General features: G+C 71.6%; 14 protein-coding genes. 3 read left to right on the top strand and 11 right to left on the bottom strand.

The window, feature by feature from the left end:
- Positions 1-9: 9 nt before the first annotated feature.
- From SGFS_RS21000 to SGFS_RS20990, 3 genes are all read right to left on the bottom strand, one after another.
- Positions 10-330 (bottom strand): hypothetical protein, encoded by a 321-nt coding sequence (locus SGFS_RS21000; protein WP_286252405.1) that lies wholly within the window; start codon positions 328-330, stop codon positions 10-12.
- Between the two features lie 10 nt (positions 331-340).
- Entirely contained in the window at positions 341-1,066 is a 726-nt protein-coding gene (locus tag SGFS_RS20995; protein ID WP_286252403.1) for a TetR/AcrR family transcriptional regulator, read from the bottom strand.
- 78 nt (positions 1,067-1,144) lie between these two features.
- Complete coding sequence (locus SGFS_RS20990) at positions 1,145-2,074, bottom strand: AurF N-oxygenase family protein (protein ID WP_286252401.1); 930 nt, start codon at positions 2,072-2,074, stop codon at positions 1,145-1,147.
- A 193-nt stretch (positions 2,075-2,267) separates the two neighbouring features.
- On the opposite strand from SGFS_RS20990, the gene SGFS_RS20985 reads away from it, so the two are divergent.
- A complete protein-coding gene (locus tag SGFS_RS20985) occupies positions 2,268-3,158 on the top strand; it encodes a hypothetical protein (protein ID WP_286259994.1) in 891 nt (296 codons plus the stop codon).
- Positions 3,159-3,160: 2 nt separating this feature from the next.
- Here the strand turns inward: SGFS_RS20985 and SGFS_RS20980 are convergent, their stop codons facing one another.
- The 7 genes from SGFS_RS20980 to SGFS_RS20950 form a co-directional block, all read right to left on the bottom strand.
- Positions 3,161-3,670: a DUF3291 domain-containing protein gene (locus SGFS_RS20980; RefSeq protein WP_286252398.1), complete on the bottom strand. Its 510-nt coding sequence runs from the start codon at positions 3,668-3,670 to the stop codon at positions 3,161-3,163.
- Positions 3,671-3,739: 69 nt separating this feature from the next.
- Positions 3,740-5,203: a penicillin-binding transpeptidase domain-containing protein gene (locus SGFS_RS20975; RefSeq protein WP_286252395.1), complete on the bottom strand. Its 1,464-nt coding sequence runs from the start codon at positions 5,201-5,203 to the stop codon at positions 3,740-3,742.
- Positions 5,200-6,597: an FtsW/RodA/SpoVE family cell cycle protein gene (locus SGFS_RS20970; RefSeq protein WP_286252393.1), complete on the bottom strand. Its 1,398-nt coding sequence runs from the start codon at positions 6,595-6,597 to the stop codon at positions 5,200-5,202. The genes SGFS_RS20975 and SGFS_RS20970 overlap by 4 nt, the downstream gene beginning before the upstream one ends.
- Positions 6,598-6,640: 43 nt before the next feature.
- Positions 6,641-6,997, bottom strand: a complete 357-nt coding sequence (locus SGFS_RS20965) for an SH3 domain-containing protein (protein WP_286252392.1) — start codon at positions 6,995-6,997, stop codon at positions 6,641-6,643.
- A 199-nt stretch (positions 6,998-7,196) separates the two neighbouring features.
- Entirely contained in the window at positions 7,197-8,468 is a 1,272-nt protein-coding gene (locus SGFS_RS20960; protein ID WP_286252391.1) for a sensor histidine kinase, read from the bottom strand.
- Positions 8,465-9,199, bottom strand: a complete 735-nt coding sequence (locus tag SGFS_RS20955; protein WP_286252390.1) for a hypothetical protein — start codon at positions 9,197-9,199, stop codon at positions 8,465-8,467. The genes SGFS_RS20960 and SGFS_RS20955 overlap by 4 nt, the downstream gene beginning before the upstream one ends.
- Positions 9,200-9,281: 82 nt before the next feature.
- A complete protein-coding gene (locus SGFS_RS20950; protein WP_286252389.1) occupies positions 9,282-9,788 on the bottom strand; it encodes a protein-tyrosine phosphatase family protein in 507 nt (168 codons plus the stop codon).
- A 97-nt stretch (positions 9,789-9,885) separates the two neighbouring features.
- On the opposite strand from SGFS_RS20950, the gene SGFS_RS20945 reads away from it, so the two are divergent.
- Entirely contained in the window at positions 9,886-10,692 is an 807-nt protein-coding gene (locus SGFS_RS20945) for a nuclease-related domain-containing protein (protein WP_286252388.1), read from the top strand.
- Between the two features lie 638 nt (positions 10,693-11,330).
- Here SGFS_RS20945 and ligD read toward each other — a convergent pair.
- Positions 11,331-12,212 carry a non-homologous end-joining DNA ligase gene (gene ligD / locus SGFS_RS20940; RefSeq protein WP_286252387.1) on the bottom strand — a complete coding sequence of 294 codons (882 nt, stop codon included), beginning with the start codon at positions 12,210-12,212 and terminating at the stop codon, positions 11,331-11,333.
- Positions 12,213-12,264: 52 nt separating this feature from the next.
- On the opposite strand from ligD, the gene ku reads away from it, so the two are divergent.
- The gene (ku, locus tag SGFS_RS20935) at positions 12,265-13,245 is read left to right on the top strand and encodes a non-homologous end joining protein Ku (RefSeq protein WP_461850751.1); all 981 of its coding nucleotides are present in this window, start codon (positions 12,265-12,267) and stop codon (positions 13,243-13,245) included.
- The last annotated feature ends 22 nt before the right edge of the window (positions 13,246-13,267 follow it).

Genomic DNA, 13,267 nt, shown 5'->3' with positions numbered 1-13,267 from the left:
GCAAGGGGGTCACTCGTCGGCGGGGCCGTGCTTCGCGGTCGGCGTGGCGGTTTGCGTGTCCGAGGCGGTCGGCTTGGACCAGGGCCACTTGAGGTCGAGGCGGCGGCTCGGGTCGGCCTCCGGGTCGTACTCGTACCTCCACAGCTGGTGCATGAGAGTGCCCCGGCCCGCCTGCACGCGCCGGTAGACGAACACGGCCGGGGGACCGCCGGCGGCGTCGGGCACGGGCACCCGGTAAGTCTTGGGCGGGTGCCCGGTGATGCCGAGCAGCACGGGCAGGACGCGCCCGTCGAGGGGGCCGCCCACGAAGGGGGTGTCTACGCTCTTCACCGGACCAGTGTCACAGCAGGTGGGCGGCGTCGCCGACCACGGGCAGCACGCGGCGGGCCAGGGAGGCGACGGGGCCGTCGGCGGTTTCCAGGGCGAGGGCGGTGCGTACGGCGGTGGCGGTCTCGGTGTCCCGGGCGGCCGTGGCGACGAGCGCGGCGACGAACTGTTCCACGAGCCAGTCGCGCAGCTCGGCGGCGTCCGGCTGTTTGCCCTCGTCGAGCCAGATCAGGGAGGCGGCCTCGACTGTCGTGATCCACAACCGGACCGTCGTGCGGAGCCGCAGGCCCGGGGTGGTGATGTCGAGGTGGCGGAGGACGTGCTCGGCGGCGGCGCGGCGCACGCCGTCCACGATGGCGGTGGTCCGGGAGGTCTCGACGACGCTGCCGCCCTGGAGGAGGGCGCTGAAGCCGGTGTCGTGCTCGTCGACGAAGGCGAGGTAGCGGTCGAGGGCGCGGGCCAGTCGGCGGGTGGGCGGGCCCTCCGGGGCTTCGTCGAAGCACTGCTGGAGCTCTTCGGCGGCGGAGCCGAGGGCGGCCTCGTAGAGCTGTTGCTTGCCGCCGGGGAAGTAGCGGTAGACGAGGGGGCGGGAGACTCCGGCCCGTTCGGCCACGTCGTCGAGGGAGATGTCCTCCGGTCGGCGGTGCGCGAACAGTTCCAGTGCCGCGATGAGCAGCTGACTCCGTCGCTCCTCGATGCTCAGTCGGCGGTAGGTGCGGGTGGGGGAGTCGGGGGTCATGGCGTGCAGCGTAGTCGGGTGGGTGGGGTGCGTCGGCGGGTGCGGGTTCGTCGTGGTCGCCCGCCTGGGGGCGGAGCCCTACGCCAGCAAGCCCGAGGCCCTCCACAGCCGTCGCCCCACACCCCGCAGCACCCCGATGTCGTCCAGGAACTCCGTCAGGCGCCCGGCACCGGTCTGCATCACCTCCCGGCGGTGGGCGCTCGCCCGCACCTCCGCGAGCGCCGCGCGGCGGTCGAGGCCGACGTTCGTGTAGACCTCGGGGTTGACGAAGGCCACGGAGAAGACGCGGGCGAACTCGCCGGAGGAGACCCGGGTGAACTCACGGGACCAACGTGGAGCGGTCACCATCTGACGGCGCAGCTCCTCGCGGGCGTAGCGCACATGCCGCGCCTCCTCCACCACGTGGATACGCGTCACCCCCCGGATCAGGGGCTGCACCCGCTCGTCCGGGAACATCAGACGCTGCATCCAGTCGAGGATCTCCTCACCCAGCAGCGTCGCCGTGAACGACCCCGGGGTCGTCGAGACCGTCTTGAACAGGCGGCCCAGATTCTGGTGGGCCCGGCTCACCGGGTAGTACGGCGTGCCGCCCTTGGCGATCACCCGCGCGAACATCTTCGAGTGCCGGCACTCGTCCTCGATCTCGGTCAGCGCATAGCGCACATGCGCGCTCGTCGCCGCCTTGTCGTAGATGTGCCGCACCAGCAGCTGCATCAGGATGATCTCGAACCAGATGCCCAGTGAGGCCAGCGCCGCCGCCTCGTGGCGCGACAGGTCGATCCGCTGCTCCTCGGACATCCGCTCCCACATCGGTGTCCCGTACAGCGACACCAGCTCCGGCGGCCAGTACCACCGGCCGTCCTCCCAGGGCGCCTCCCAGTCCAACTCCTTGTCGGGGTCGAAGGAGTGCTTGGCGGAGGAGACGAGCAGCCGCTCTGCCACCTGCTCCCGGTCCTTGAGCAGACCGAGCGCGTCGCGCAGGACCTCGGCCTCGGACACCGTCGTCATGGCTGTTCCCACCTCGTCGTACGGGGGTTGCGAGAAGTTACCGTGCGGTCAGCGCTTATGAGACTACTTGTCAGCAAGGGCGTCAATCCCCTGCGCACCACTTGTCGCGGGCCCCGACGGCCAGTCCACCGGACCGGGAACGGCGACCGCGTCCAGCCCCCGTGATCACGTGAAGTACCGTGCTGGCGTGTCCATGCCTCCGCCGCAGCAGCCGTACGGCCAGCAGTACCCGCCCCAGTACCCGCAGCAGTACCCGCATCAGCAGCCGTCCGGTCAGCCGCATCCGGCACCGCCTCAGCCCTACGGCGGGCAACCTGCCGCGCCCTACGGGACCCCGTACGGGCAGCCCCCGCAAGGGCAGCCCCCGTACGGTCAGCCTCCGTACGGACAGGCCCCGTACGGGCAGCCGTACCCCGCGGCCTGGCCGCCTCCGCCTCCGCCGCCGAAGAGCAGGGTCGGGCTCGTCCTGGGGATCGTGGGCGGGGCCGTCGCCCTGTTGATCCTGGGCGCGGCCGGGATCGTGGTCGTCGGGGTGAACTCCGGGAACGGCCTTCCCGAGGCGGAGTACCGGCTGACGCTGCCCGAGACCCTGCTCGACGGTGAGTACGAACTGGCGCAGGACCTCTCCGACACGGAGGGGAAGGAGCTGGAGGAGCAGGTGGAAGGCGCCAGGGACGCCCGCGACATCCAGGCCGCCATCGGTCAGTACACCCGCAGTGGTGACGCTTCTCTGAGCGGCTTGGCGATTTCGGGGATGTACGGCCGGTTCACGAACGCCGACGACGCGCGTCAGCGGATGCTGACCGGGGCCGGAGAGGCCGACCGGACGTCCGTCGCCGTGCAGCCGAGGGACTTCACGCCGGCCGGCTCGGACACCACGATCAGCTGCCAGGTGGGTGTCATGGAGGGATCGGGTCTGGACGGCTCCGTCCCGATGTGCAGTTGGGCGGACGGGAACACGGGGGCGATCGTCATCGAGATCACCACCGAGTTCCTGGACCAGGAGCCCTCCGAAGTGGATCTGGAGGCGTTCGCGGAGCGAGTCCAGCAGATCCGGTCCGAAGTCAGGAAGCCGATCGACTGAGGTCAGGAATCCGATCGACTGACCACGTCGGCCACCGGTTCCGCCGCCCCTGCCGGGAACGACGTCCGCAGGTCGAACGCGTACGGCGTCGGGCCGTGCGCGCGCAGATGCAGCAGCCGTTCCTCCGCCTCCGCCACGGTCGGGCGGTGGCCCGCCGGCACCCACCACAGCGCGGTGACGGCCTCCGACAGCCGCTCGAACCACTCCCTCCTGCGTGCCAGCAACTCCCGGTGCCAACCTTGGTACATGAACGCGGTCAGCGTGTTGGTGTCCAGCCACACCGACATGTTGATGATCAGCCAGTCGTCACCGAACACGGGTACGTCCGTGGCGTTGCCGGAGTCGCTCTGGAGGCGCCAGACGAAGCCGGCGGCCGTGTCGGCGACCGCGTTGACGGGGTCCAGGGCGTCGACGAAGTCCTTCAACTGCGGGGAGTCCAAGGGGGCCTTGAGGCGGGCGATGTTGACCTGGGCGAGTTCGTACGCGGAGTTGTCCGTCGCGGGCTGATTCATGTACCGAACGGTAGGTCGGCTCGCGTGTCTCGTCCAGGGGGCGTCTCACCTGGTGAGCTCGCGAGGGTGTCAGCCGGCGGCCTTCAGCACCGCCTCCATCACCCCCTTCGCCACCGGTGCCGCGTCCCCGCCCCCGCTGATGTCCCCCCGCTTCACGTCCGCGTTCTCGACCACCACCGCCACCGCCACCTGTGGCTCCATCGCGCGGTCCGACTGGGCCCAGCCGATGAACCAGGCGTAGGGGATGCCGGAGTTGCCGATGCCGTGCTGGGCGGTGCCCGTCTTGCCGCCGACCGTGGCGTCGGGGATGGCCGCTCGGGTGCCGGTGCCCTTCTCGACCACGTCGCGCATAAGCTCGCGCAGCCGCATCGCGGTCGCCGGGTTCATGGCGCGGCGCAGGGTGCGGGGGCCGCGCGCCGCGACCGTGCGGCCCGCCTTCGTGGCCGTGCGTTCCACCAGGTACGGCTGCTGCACCGAACCCCCGTTCGCCACCGCGGCCGTGACCAGCGCCATCTGCAGCGGGGTCGCCCGGGTGTCGTACTGGCCGATCGAGGAGAGCGCGAGCTGTGCCTTGTCCATGTCGGTGTCGAAGCTGCTGGTGGCGACCGCGTACGGGATGCGCAGCCCCGAGTCGTTGAAGCCGAAGGCGCGGGCCGTGTTCGTCATGGCGCCGAGGCCCACGTCCACGCCGAGCTTCGCGAACACCGTGTTGCACGACCAGGTGAAGGCATAGCGCAGCGAGGCGTCCGCGCAGCCCTCGACCTCGTTGGCGAGGGAGGTCGTGGTGCCGGGCAGCCGGTACGGGGCGGGGGAGCGGGTCGGTTTGTCCAGGTCGGTGAGCACCCCGTTGTCCAGGGCCGCCGCGGTCGTCACCACCTTGAAGGTCGAGCCCGGCGGATACGTCTGCCGCGCCGCGCGGTTGAGCATCGGCCGGGCCGCGTCCGAGTTGAGCCGCGCCCAGGCCCGCTCCACCGCCCGCCCGTTCCCGGACAGCTCCCCGGGGTCGTACGAGGGGGTCGATACCAGGGCGAGGATGCGCCCGGTGCCCGGTTCGAGCGCCGCGACCGCGCCCCGGCGGGCGCCGAGGCCCTCGTAGGCCGCCCGCTGGGCCGCCGCGTCGATGGTGGTGACGACCTCGCCGCCGGCGTTCTGGTCGCGGGTGAGGTCGTTCCATAGGGGGAGGAAGGACAGCAGGGGGTCGCTGCCGTCGAGGAGGGAGTCCTCCGTGTGCTCCAGGAACGTCGTCCCGTACACCTGTGAGGCGAAGCCGGTGACCGGCGCGTACAACGGGCCGTCGGTGTACGTCCGTTCGTAGCGGAGCTGCTCGCCGGTGTCGTTCGAGCCGGTGACCGGGCGGCCGTCGACCGTGATGTTTCCGCGCGGTTGGCTCCAACGGGCGATCGCCGGGCGGCGGTTGGCGGAGCTGTCGTCGTACCGCTTCGCCTGGATGACCTGGATGCGGGCGGCGTTGGCGAGGAGGGCGATCAGCAACAGGGCGCACAGGGCGGCGGCACGGCGGATGTACTTGGTCACGCGAGCCCCTCCGCAGGGCCGTCGTACCGGTTGTCGTGCGGCCTGCGGGCCGAGTCGCTCAGGCGCATCAGCAGGGCCACGATGATCCAGTTGGTGACGACCGAGGAGCCGCCCTGGGCGAGGAACGGCATCGCCATGCCGGTCAGCGGAATGAGCCCGGTCACTCCGCCCGCGATCACGAAGACCTGCAACGCCACGATCGAGGCGAGGCCGATGGCGAGCAGCCGGCCGAAGGGGTCTCTCAGGGCGAGGCCCGCGCGGTAGCCGCGTTCCACGACCAGCGCGTAGAGCAAAAAGATCGCCGACAGGCCGGCCAGGCCCAGTTCCTCGCCCGCCGTGGCCAGGATGAAGTCCGACTTGGCGGCGAACCCGATCAGGATGGAGTGGCCGAGGCCGAGACCGGTGCCGAGCACCCCGCCGGCGGCGAACGCGAAGAGGGACTGGGCGAGTTGGTTGGGGCCGTCGCCCGCCTCGATCGAGGCGAAGGGGTGCAGCCAGTCCTCGACCCGGCTGTGGACGTGCGGTTCGAGCGTGCCGACGGCGAACGCGCCGACGCAGGCGAGCAGCAGACCGACCGCGATCCAGCCGGTGCGGCCCGTGGCGACGTACAGCAGGATCACGAACAGCCCGAAGAACAGCAACGACGTGCCGAGGTCCCGCTCCAGGACCAGCACGCCGACGCTCAGCAGCCAGATCGCGACGATCGGACCGAGCACCCGCCCGGTCGGCAGCTGAAGACGCCTGAACCGCCAGATCTGCCGCCCGGAGTACGCGAGCGCCGTGCGGTTCGCCGCCAGATAGCTCGCGAAGAACACCGCGAGCAGCACCTTCGCGAACTCGCCCGGCTGGATGGAGAACCCGTCCATCCGCATCCAGATCCGGGCGCCGTTGACGGGCGGGAAGAGGATCGGCAGCGCCAGCAGCGCCAGCGCGCCGGCCCCCGAGACATACGCGTAGGCCTGGAGGGCCCGGTGGTCGCGCAGCAAAACCACCACCGCGATGAACAGCGCCACGCCGAGGGTGGACCAGTTGAGCTGTGCGGGGGCGGCCGGATCGCCCGGGGTCTCCAGGTCGAGGCGGTGGATCAGCACCAGACCGAGTCCGTTGAGCAGTACGGCGATGGGCAGCAGCAGCGGATCGCCGTACGGCGCCCGCCAGCGCACGGCCAGATGGGCCAGCAGCGCGAGTATGCCGAGCCCGGCGCCGTAATCGGCGGCGCCGGGCGGGACGGTGCCGGTCCTCGCCAGACCGACGGCGCAGTAGCCGTACACGGAGAGCAGGACGGCCACGACGATGAGGGTGAACTCGACGCCTCTGCGCCGGGGGAGGCGGGTGGCGGGTGGGGACGGGTCCGAGGGGTCCGCCGCCAGGGTCGTTCCGGCCTTGGTGGTCATGTCCGGAACCTACCCAAATGGAATGACTTGTGTGCCGTGCGGCTCAGCACAGGCGTGGCGTGCGCGCGGTCGCGATGTACCGCGCCGAACCCCAGGCCCAGGTGCCGTCGGTGAGGAGGTACCAGAAGCGGTTGCCGTCGATGGTCTGCCCCTGGGCCCTGCAGAAGATGTTCACGGTCGCGCCGTAGGGCTTGAAGCCGAGGACCGCCCCGCCCCGGTTCGGTGCGCTGCGCAGCAGCAGGCCGGTACGGGCGGTGACCGTGCCCTTGGTGGTGCGGGGGTGGTTGTCGTGGTGCTCCCGGGGGCCGTTGGCGGCTGCGGGGGTGGTCGCGGCGAGCGCCACGAGAGCGCCACCGGCGGCGGCTATGCCGAAACGCACGAGCAGGGACCGCAGGGACATGGCTTGCTCCTCCAGGCTGGGGACGAAGCTGACTATTCGCCACGTTAGGTGCAGGGAGAGGATGTACGCCCGTCGCGTTGGCCCATCAGAGGAGGGCCCCGAAAGGGGTGCGGGGCCGTATCGATGTGCGGCTCCGCCGCGTGGGCGCGCTCAGCCCTCACGCACCCGCGGCGAAGTCGGAACCGGTGGCCCCGAGCTCTCACTCCCCACCCTCGGCCGGCAGCCGCAACACAGCCACCGCCCCACCGCCGGAGTCATCCGAATTGGAGAACGACAACCCCGCCCCCAACACCTCCGCCTGCCCCACGGCGATGGTCAACCCCAGCCCATGCCCCTTGGTGGAGCCCTCCGTGCGGAACCGCTGCGGCCCGTCCACCACGAGATACTCCGGAAACCCGTCCCCGTGGTCCCGCACGGTCAGCACCGCCCCGTCCACGGTCACCACCACCGGCGCCCGCCCGTGCTTGTGCGCGTTGGCCACCAGATTCCCCAGCACCCGCTCCAGCCGCCGCCGATCGGTCTCCACACACGCGTCCCGCACCACCCGCACTTCGGTGCCGGTGCCGGTGCCGGTGCCGGTGCCGGTGGCCACCCGCTCGGCCAGCGCGGCGACCCACGTCGCCTCCACATCCAGCCGCTCACTGCCCGCGTCCAGCCGCGAGATCTCCAGCAGGTCCTCGGTCAGCGTGCGCAACGCCGCGACCCGGTCCTGGACCAGCTCGGTCGGCCGCCCCGGCGGCAACAGCTCGGCCGCCGCGTGCAGCCCGGTCAGCGGGGTCCGCAGCTCGTGCGCGACATCGGCCGTGAACCGCTGCTCGCTCAGCAGTTTGCGCTGCAGCGTGGACGCCATGGTGTCCAGCGCGGCGGCCACCGCGGCGACCTCGTCCTGGGGGCGGGAGGGGTCGCCCGTACGGGGGTCGTCGACGCGCGCGTCCAGGTCGCCCGCGCTGATCCGCCGGGCCACGCGGGCGGTCGTGTGCAGCCGCCGGGTCACGCGGGTGATCGCGACCGCGCCGACCGCCAGTGTCACGCCGATGGCCAGCGCGGAGGAGCCGAGGATGGCCCGGTCCAGCCCCTCGATCGTGGCGGCGCTCTGGGCGTAGTCGATCTGCACGGCGAGCGCGTGGCCGTCGGCGGGGGCGGCCGCCCACATCGTGGGGTAGCCGTCGGCCTCGCCGAGCATCGTGCCGCGCCGCCCGCTCTCGGCCAGCCGGCGCAGCGCGTCCGGCAGCCCCGCGGGGTCGATCCCGGCGTTCGGCGGGAGCCGGTCCCCGGCCTCGTACGCCCCCACCGCGTCGTCGAGCCGGACCAGTGCCCGGGAGCGTGCGTCGCTGACGGTCTGGTGGGTGACGGAGTTGTGGACGAGGGCGCCGAGCAGCGCGGCCAGGCCGCAGCACATGACCGTGATGAAGGCGAGGGCCTTCCAGGTGAGGGAGGCGGTCCAGCGCCTCAGCCGCAGCCGGGGTGTCATCGCGGACTCTCCGAGGGCGACGGGGAGGAGGAGCGCGACGGCTTCGGCGGCGTCGGTCTGCGCGACGCGCCCACCCGCAGGATCTCGTCCCGCGTCAGCAGCATCCCGAGCTGCTCGGCGTCCCAGGTCCACTGGGTGCGGTACTCGTAGCCGGTGATCCCGGCCGGGGAGCGGATGATCACCTTGCGCCCGGCCAGCTCGACCCCTGTCACCGCGTCGTCGTTGGCCAGCACCTGCACCAGACGGTCCGCCTCGAAGGTGTACACACGCACGGCGGTCTGGTTGCCGGGCCGCAGCCGGAAGGCGAGCGTCATGTCGTCCCGGCCGTCGCCGGTGAGGTCGCGGTAGTAGGCCTTGAGCACGGGACACCGGCCGCCCCCGGAGGCTCCGGCGCCGCACGCGGACATCAGACGGGCCGTGTCGTGGTACGGCCCGTCGGTGCCGTAGTACTCCGGATGCGCCGCGATCTCGGCCCGTACGACCGCCACCGGATCCACCTTGTGGATGTCATCGCCGACGGCGCGGATGCCCTTGATCGCCTCCTTCTGGGCCTCGCCGTAGTCGTATGCCGGGGAGGAGGCGGGCGGCTGGTCGGGCCACAGCCGGGTCGGGCCGCTCGCGGTGGGGGTCGGGCCCGCGCTCACCAGACCGCCGGAGTCGCCGCAGCCCGCCAGCAGCAGGACGGCGGTCGCGGCGCCGAGGGCCGCGCGCGCGGGGCGGCTGGGGAACACGGGACTCCTGGCTACGGGGTGGGCGTCCCGTACACCTTATGCGGGTCGTTCAGCCGGAAGTCCCGTTCTGCGTACACACGTGCTACTCGGCCAGCTCCTCCAGCAGCCGGACCGTCGGCAGTCCCGTGCGCAGATACTCCACGAACAGCTCGTTGTGCAGGGCCCACGGCGAACGTCGGGAGCGGATCAGCCGGATCGCGTCCTCCGCGGAGTGCCCGTCACGGACGAGGGAGTGGGCCACCACCAGCCCCGACCGGTTGTACCCGTGGTAGCAGCGGACGAGGACCCGCTTGCCGTCCTCCAACGCGTCGGACGCGGCCTGCGCCAGCCGCATCACACCGGCCAGCTGCGTCCCGTCGAGGGGCCCGTCCGGGATCGGCCACACATGGTGCTCGACGCCGACGTCCGGCCCGTAGCCCGGTAGTCGCAGGAGCGTCAGCACGAGATCGAACTCATCGTGCACGACGGCGGATTCGACGTCTCCGGTCCGCCCCGTGAACTCGTGCCCGCCCATCCACAGGCCGGGCACGATCTCGCTCCACGGAACATCCGGAGCCGGAACATCGGGTTGCTTCCTGCGCGTCCGCAACGGCGCCTCCCCAGACCCCAGCCTCATCCCCAACGTTAGCCGGGTTCTTGCCGATGCAGCACCCCACCTGTTCCCATGGACAGTGGGGTGATGGTCCATGAGAGGACTGCGCGTCATACCGACCTGGCGGCACGGGCAGCAGCGGCTGTACGTGTGCCGGACCGACGGGAAGAACGTCGCCTGGTACGACCCCGAGGCCGGCCGGGTCAACCTCCTCGGCGAGGAGCGGCGGGCGGATGTGCTCGGCGTGCTCGCGCCCTTCCTCACCGGTCCCGTCACCGTGGGCCCGCCCCCGGTCCCCACCCCCGCCGAACTGGCCCGCCTCAGCCTCCACCCCGACGACGACCTCGCCCCCAACCGCCCCGGCGAGGCCCTGCTGATCGCCCTCGACCGCGACCCCGGCCCCACGCGCCGGCTCCGCCCCGACCCCCGGCGCCGCGCCCTCGCGGCGGAACAGACGGTCGGCGAGGCCCTGGACCGGCTGGAGGGCGCGGGCTGGCGCACCCTGCACTCGATCCCGCTGCCCGGCGGAGACCGCATCCACCACCTGCTGATCGGCCCGGGCGGCCTCTTCGGCGTCCGCTCCCTCCACGCCCGCAGACAGCGTGTCGTGGTCAACGACCCCATGGTCGCCGTCGGCCGCCGCGAGCCACGTCCGCTGCTGCGCCATGTCCGCGCCGCCGCCGACCGCGCCTCCTACGCCCTGACCGCCGAGGTCCACCCCGTCCTGGCCCTGGTCGGCCCGGCCGACCTCGACATCACGGCCCCCCTGCGCGAGGCCCGCGTCCTGACGGACACGGCCCTCCCGTCCCTGGCCCGCACCGGCGGCCTGCTCAAACCGGCGGACGTGGAGGCCCTGCACGCGATGGCCCGCGACCGGAGGACGTGGGTTTCCGGCGGCTGAGCCGGGGTGCCTCCGTCGGTTGGGCCGGTGCCTCCGTCGGTTGGGCCGGTGTCTTCGGGGGTTGGGTCGGTGTCTTGGGGGTGGGCGGGGTCGACTTCGGCGGTTGGGTCGGTGTCTTCGGGGGTGGGTCGGGTCGGGTCGGCTTCGGAGGCGGAGCCGGTGCCTCCGGCGGTCGGGCCGCGTTGCGTCGGTGGCGGAGGTGGTTGTCTTCGGGGGCTCGGGTCGGTTGCCTTGGTGGCCGGTCGGGCTGGTTGTCTTTGGGGTTTGGGCCGTGTCGCCTTGGTGGTCGGGCTGGTTGTCTTTGGGGTTTGGGCCGTGTCGCCTTGGTGGTCGGGCTGGTTGTCTTCGGGGTTCGGGCCGTGTCGCCTTGGTGGTCGGGCTGGTTGTCTTCGGGGTTCGGGCCGTGTCGCCTTGGTGGTCGGGCTGGTTGTCTTCGGGGTTCGGGCCGCGGCGCCTTGGTGGCCGGGCTCGTTGTCTTCGGGGTTGGGCCGGTCGCCTCGGAGGCAGAGCCGGGTGTCTCCGCGGCTGATCCGGGTGTCTCCGGCGGCTGAGCCGGTTCCCTCCGGCTGCTGAGCCGGTTCAGCACGTGGCGCGGGTCGGCCGTCGTGGCCGGACCGCGGTAGCGAGCGTGCGGTCGCTCAGGGCAGTCGTCCGGCGGTGGACGGGTCGAGGAGCGGCGCGAGCAGGTCGCCGTGGTCGGACAGCCGGGGGGCGATGTCCGTGGCGAGGAAGCCGAGCCGCCCCGGTGAGCGGCACTCCTCGACCTCCTCCCAGGTGACGGGCGCGGAGACGGTCGGTTCCGGGCGGGCGCGCAGCGTGTACGGGGTGGCCGTGGTCTTCCGGGCGGCGTTCTGGCTCCAGTCGACGAACACCTTCCGGGGCCGCAGGCTCCGGGTCATTCGGTGCACGACGAGCCGGGGCATGGCCTGCTCGGCGGCCACGGCCAGCTCCTTCGCGTACTCCGTCACCCGTTCGGAGGGTGTCGGCGTCAGGGCGGCGAGCAGATGCAGCCCTTTCGAACCGGACGTCTTGGCGTACGCCTCGATCCCGTCCGCGGCGAGCCGCTCACGCAGCCACAGCGCGACCTCGCAGCACTCGACGACGGACGCGGGCGGCCCGGGGTCGAGGTCGAAGACGATCCGGTCGGCGATGTTGGGGGCGCCGACCACCCACTGGGGCGTGTGGAACTCGGTGACGAGGTTCGCCGCCCAGACCAGGCTCGCCAGATCCTGGACGACGACCATCCGGGCCGCCCCCTCCGACCTCGGCACCTCGGCGGTGCTGACCCAGTCGGGCGTACCCGGCGGCACGTTCTTGGCGAAGAACACCTGGCCGCCCGGCCCGTCCGGATACCGCAGGAAGGACAGCGGGCGGTCGCGCAGATGGGGGAGCAGGGCGTCGGCGGTGGTCGCGTAGTAGTGCAGCACCTCGCCCTTGGTGAACCCGGTCGCGGGATACAGCACCTTGTCCAGATTGCTGAGCGCGATCCTGTGCCCCTCCACCTCAGTGATCGGCGTCATACGATGAGAATCCCACGGAAAAGGGTCGATACCTCACTGAAAGGTGCTGATCGTGCGATCCATATGGAACGGCGCCATCTCGTTCGGCCTGGTCAGCATCCCGATCAAGCTGGTGAACGCCACCGAGAGCCACTCCGTCTCCTTCCGCCAGATCCATCTGGAGGACGGCGGCCGTATCCGCTACCGCAAGGTCTGCGAGCTGGAGGACCGTGAGGTGGAGCAGGGGGAGATCGGCAAGGCGTACGAGGACGCCGACGGCACGATGATCCCGGTCACGGACCAGGACCTCGCGGCGCTGCCGATCCCGACCGCGAAGACGATCGAGATCGAGGGCTTCGTGCCGGCCGAGCGTGTCGACCCGCTCCAGATGGACGCCGCGTACTACCTCGCCGCGAACGGCGTCCCGGCCGCCAAGCCGTACACCCTGCTCCGGGAGGCGCTGAAGCGCAGCGGCAAGGTCGCCATCTGCAAGTTCGCGCTGCGGGGGCGGGAGCGGCTGGGCATGCTCCGGGTGGTGGACGACGTACTGGCGATGCACGGACTGCTCTGGCCGGACGAGATCCGCGCGACCGAGGGGGTCGCCCCCGACGCGGGCGTCACGGTCAGGGACAAGGAACTCGACCTCGCGGACGCCCTGATGGACACGCTCGGTGACGTCGACCTCGAAGCGCTCCACGACGACTACCGCGAGGCGGTCGAGGAACTCATCTCGGCGAAGGCCTCCGGCGAGGAGCCACCGTCCGCCCCCGCCGCGCCCGCCGGCGGCAGGGTCCTGGACCTGATGGCGGCCCTGGAGAAGAGCGTGCGTGAGGCCAAGGAGTCCCGTGGCGAGGAGGCCGCGGACATCACCCACCTGCCGAAGAAGTCGACAACCACGACGAAGAAGAAGACGGCCGCGTCCGCGAAGAAGTCGACGACCGGATCACCACGGACAGCGAAGAAGACAACAGCGAAGAAGACGACAACAGCCAAGTCCACAGCGGCGAAGAAGACCTCCGCGAAAAAGACGACCCCACGCAAGCGCACGGCTTAGGGGGAGAGGTCGAAGCATCGGC

It is taken from the genome of Streptomyces graminofaciens (assembly GCF_030294945.1).
Lineage (GTDB): Bacteria > Actinomycetota > Actinomycetes > Streptomycetales > Streptomycetaceae > Streptomyces > Streptomyces graminofaciens.
This window is presented reverse-complemented; position numbering and strand designations above follow the sequence as displayed.

Excerpts from the sequence above, each read along its gene's own strand:
- SGFS_RS20995 (WP_286252403.1), bottom strand. The coding sequence starts at position 1,066 with ATGACCCCCGACTCCCCCACCCGCACCTACCGCCGACTGAGCATCGAG.
- SGFS_RS20990 (WP_286252401.1), bottom strand. The coding sequence starts at position 2,074 with ATGACGACGGTGTCCGAGGCCGAGGTCCTGCGCGACGCGCTCGGTCTG.
- SGFS_RS20985 (WP_286259994.1), top strand. The coding sequence starts at position 2,268 with ATGCCTCCGCCGCAGCAGCCGTACGGCCAGCAGTACCCGCCCCAGTAC.
- SGFS_RS20980 (WP_286252398.1), bottom strand. The coding sequence starts at position 3,670 with ATGAATCAGCCCGCGACGGACAACTCCGCGTACGAACTCGCCCAGGTC.
- SGFS_RS20970 (WP_286252393.1), bottom strand. The coding sequence starts at position 6,597 with ATGACCACCAAGGCCGGAACGACCCTGGCGGCGGACCCCTCGGACCCG.
- SGFS_RS20965 (WP_286252392.1), bottom strand. The coding sequence starts at position 6,997 with ATGTCCCTGCGGTCCCTGCTCGTGCGTTTCGGCATAGCCGCCGCCGGT.
- SGFS_RS20960 (WP_286252391.1), bottom strand. The coding sequence starts at position 8,468 with ATGACACCCCGGCTGCGGCTGAGGCGCTGGACCGCCTCCCTCACCTGG.
- SGFS_RS20945 (WP_286252388.1), top strand. The coding sequence starts at position 9,886 with ATGAGAGGACTGCGCGTCATACCGACCTGGCGGCACGGGCAGCAGCGG.
- ligD (WP_286252387.1), bottom strand. The coding sequence starts at position 12,212 with ATGACGCCGATCACTGAGGTGGAGGGGCACAGGATCGCGCTCAGCAAT.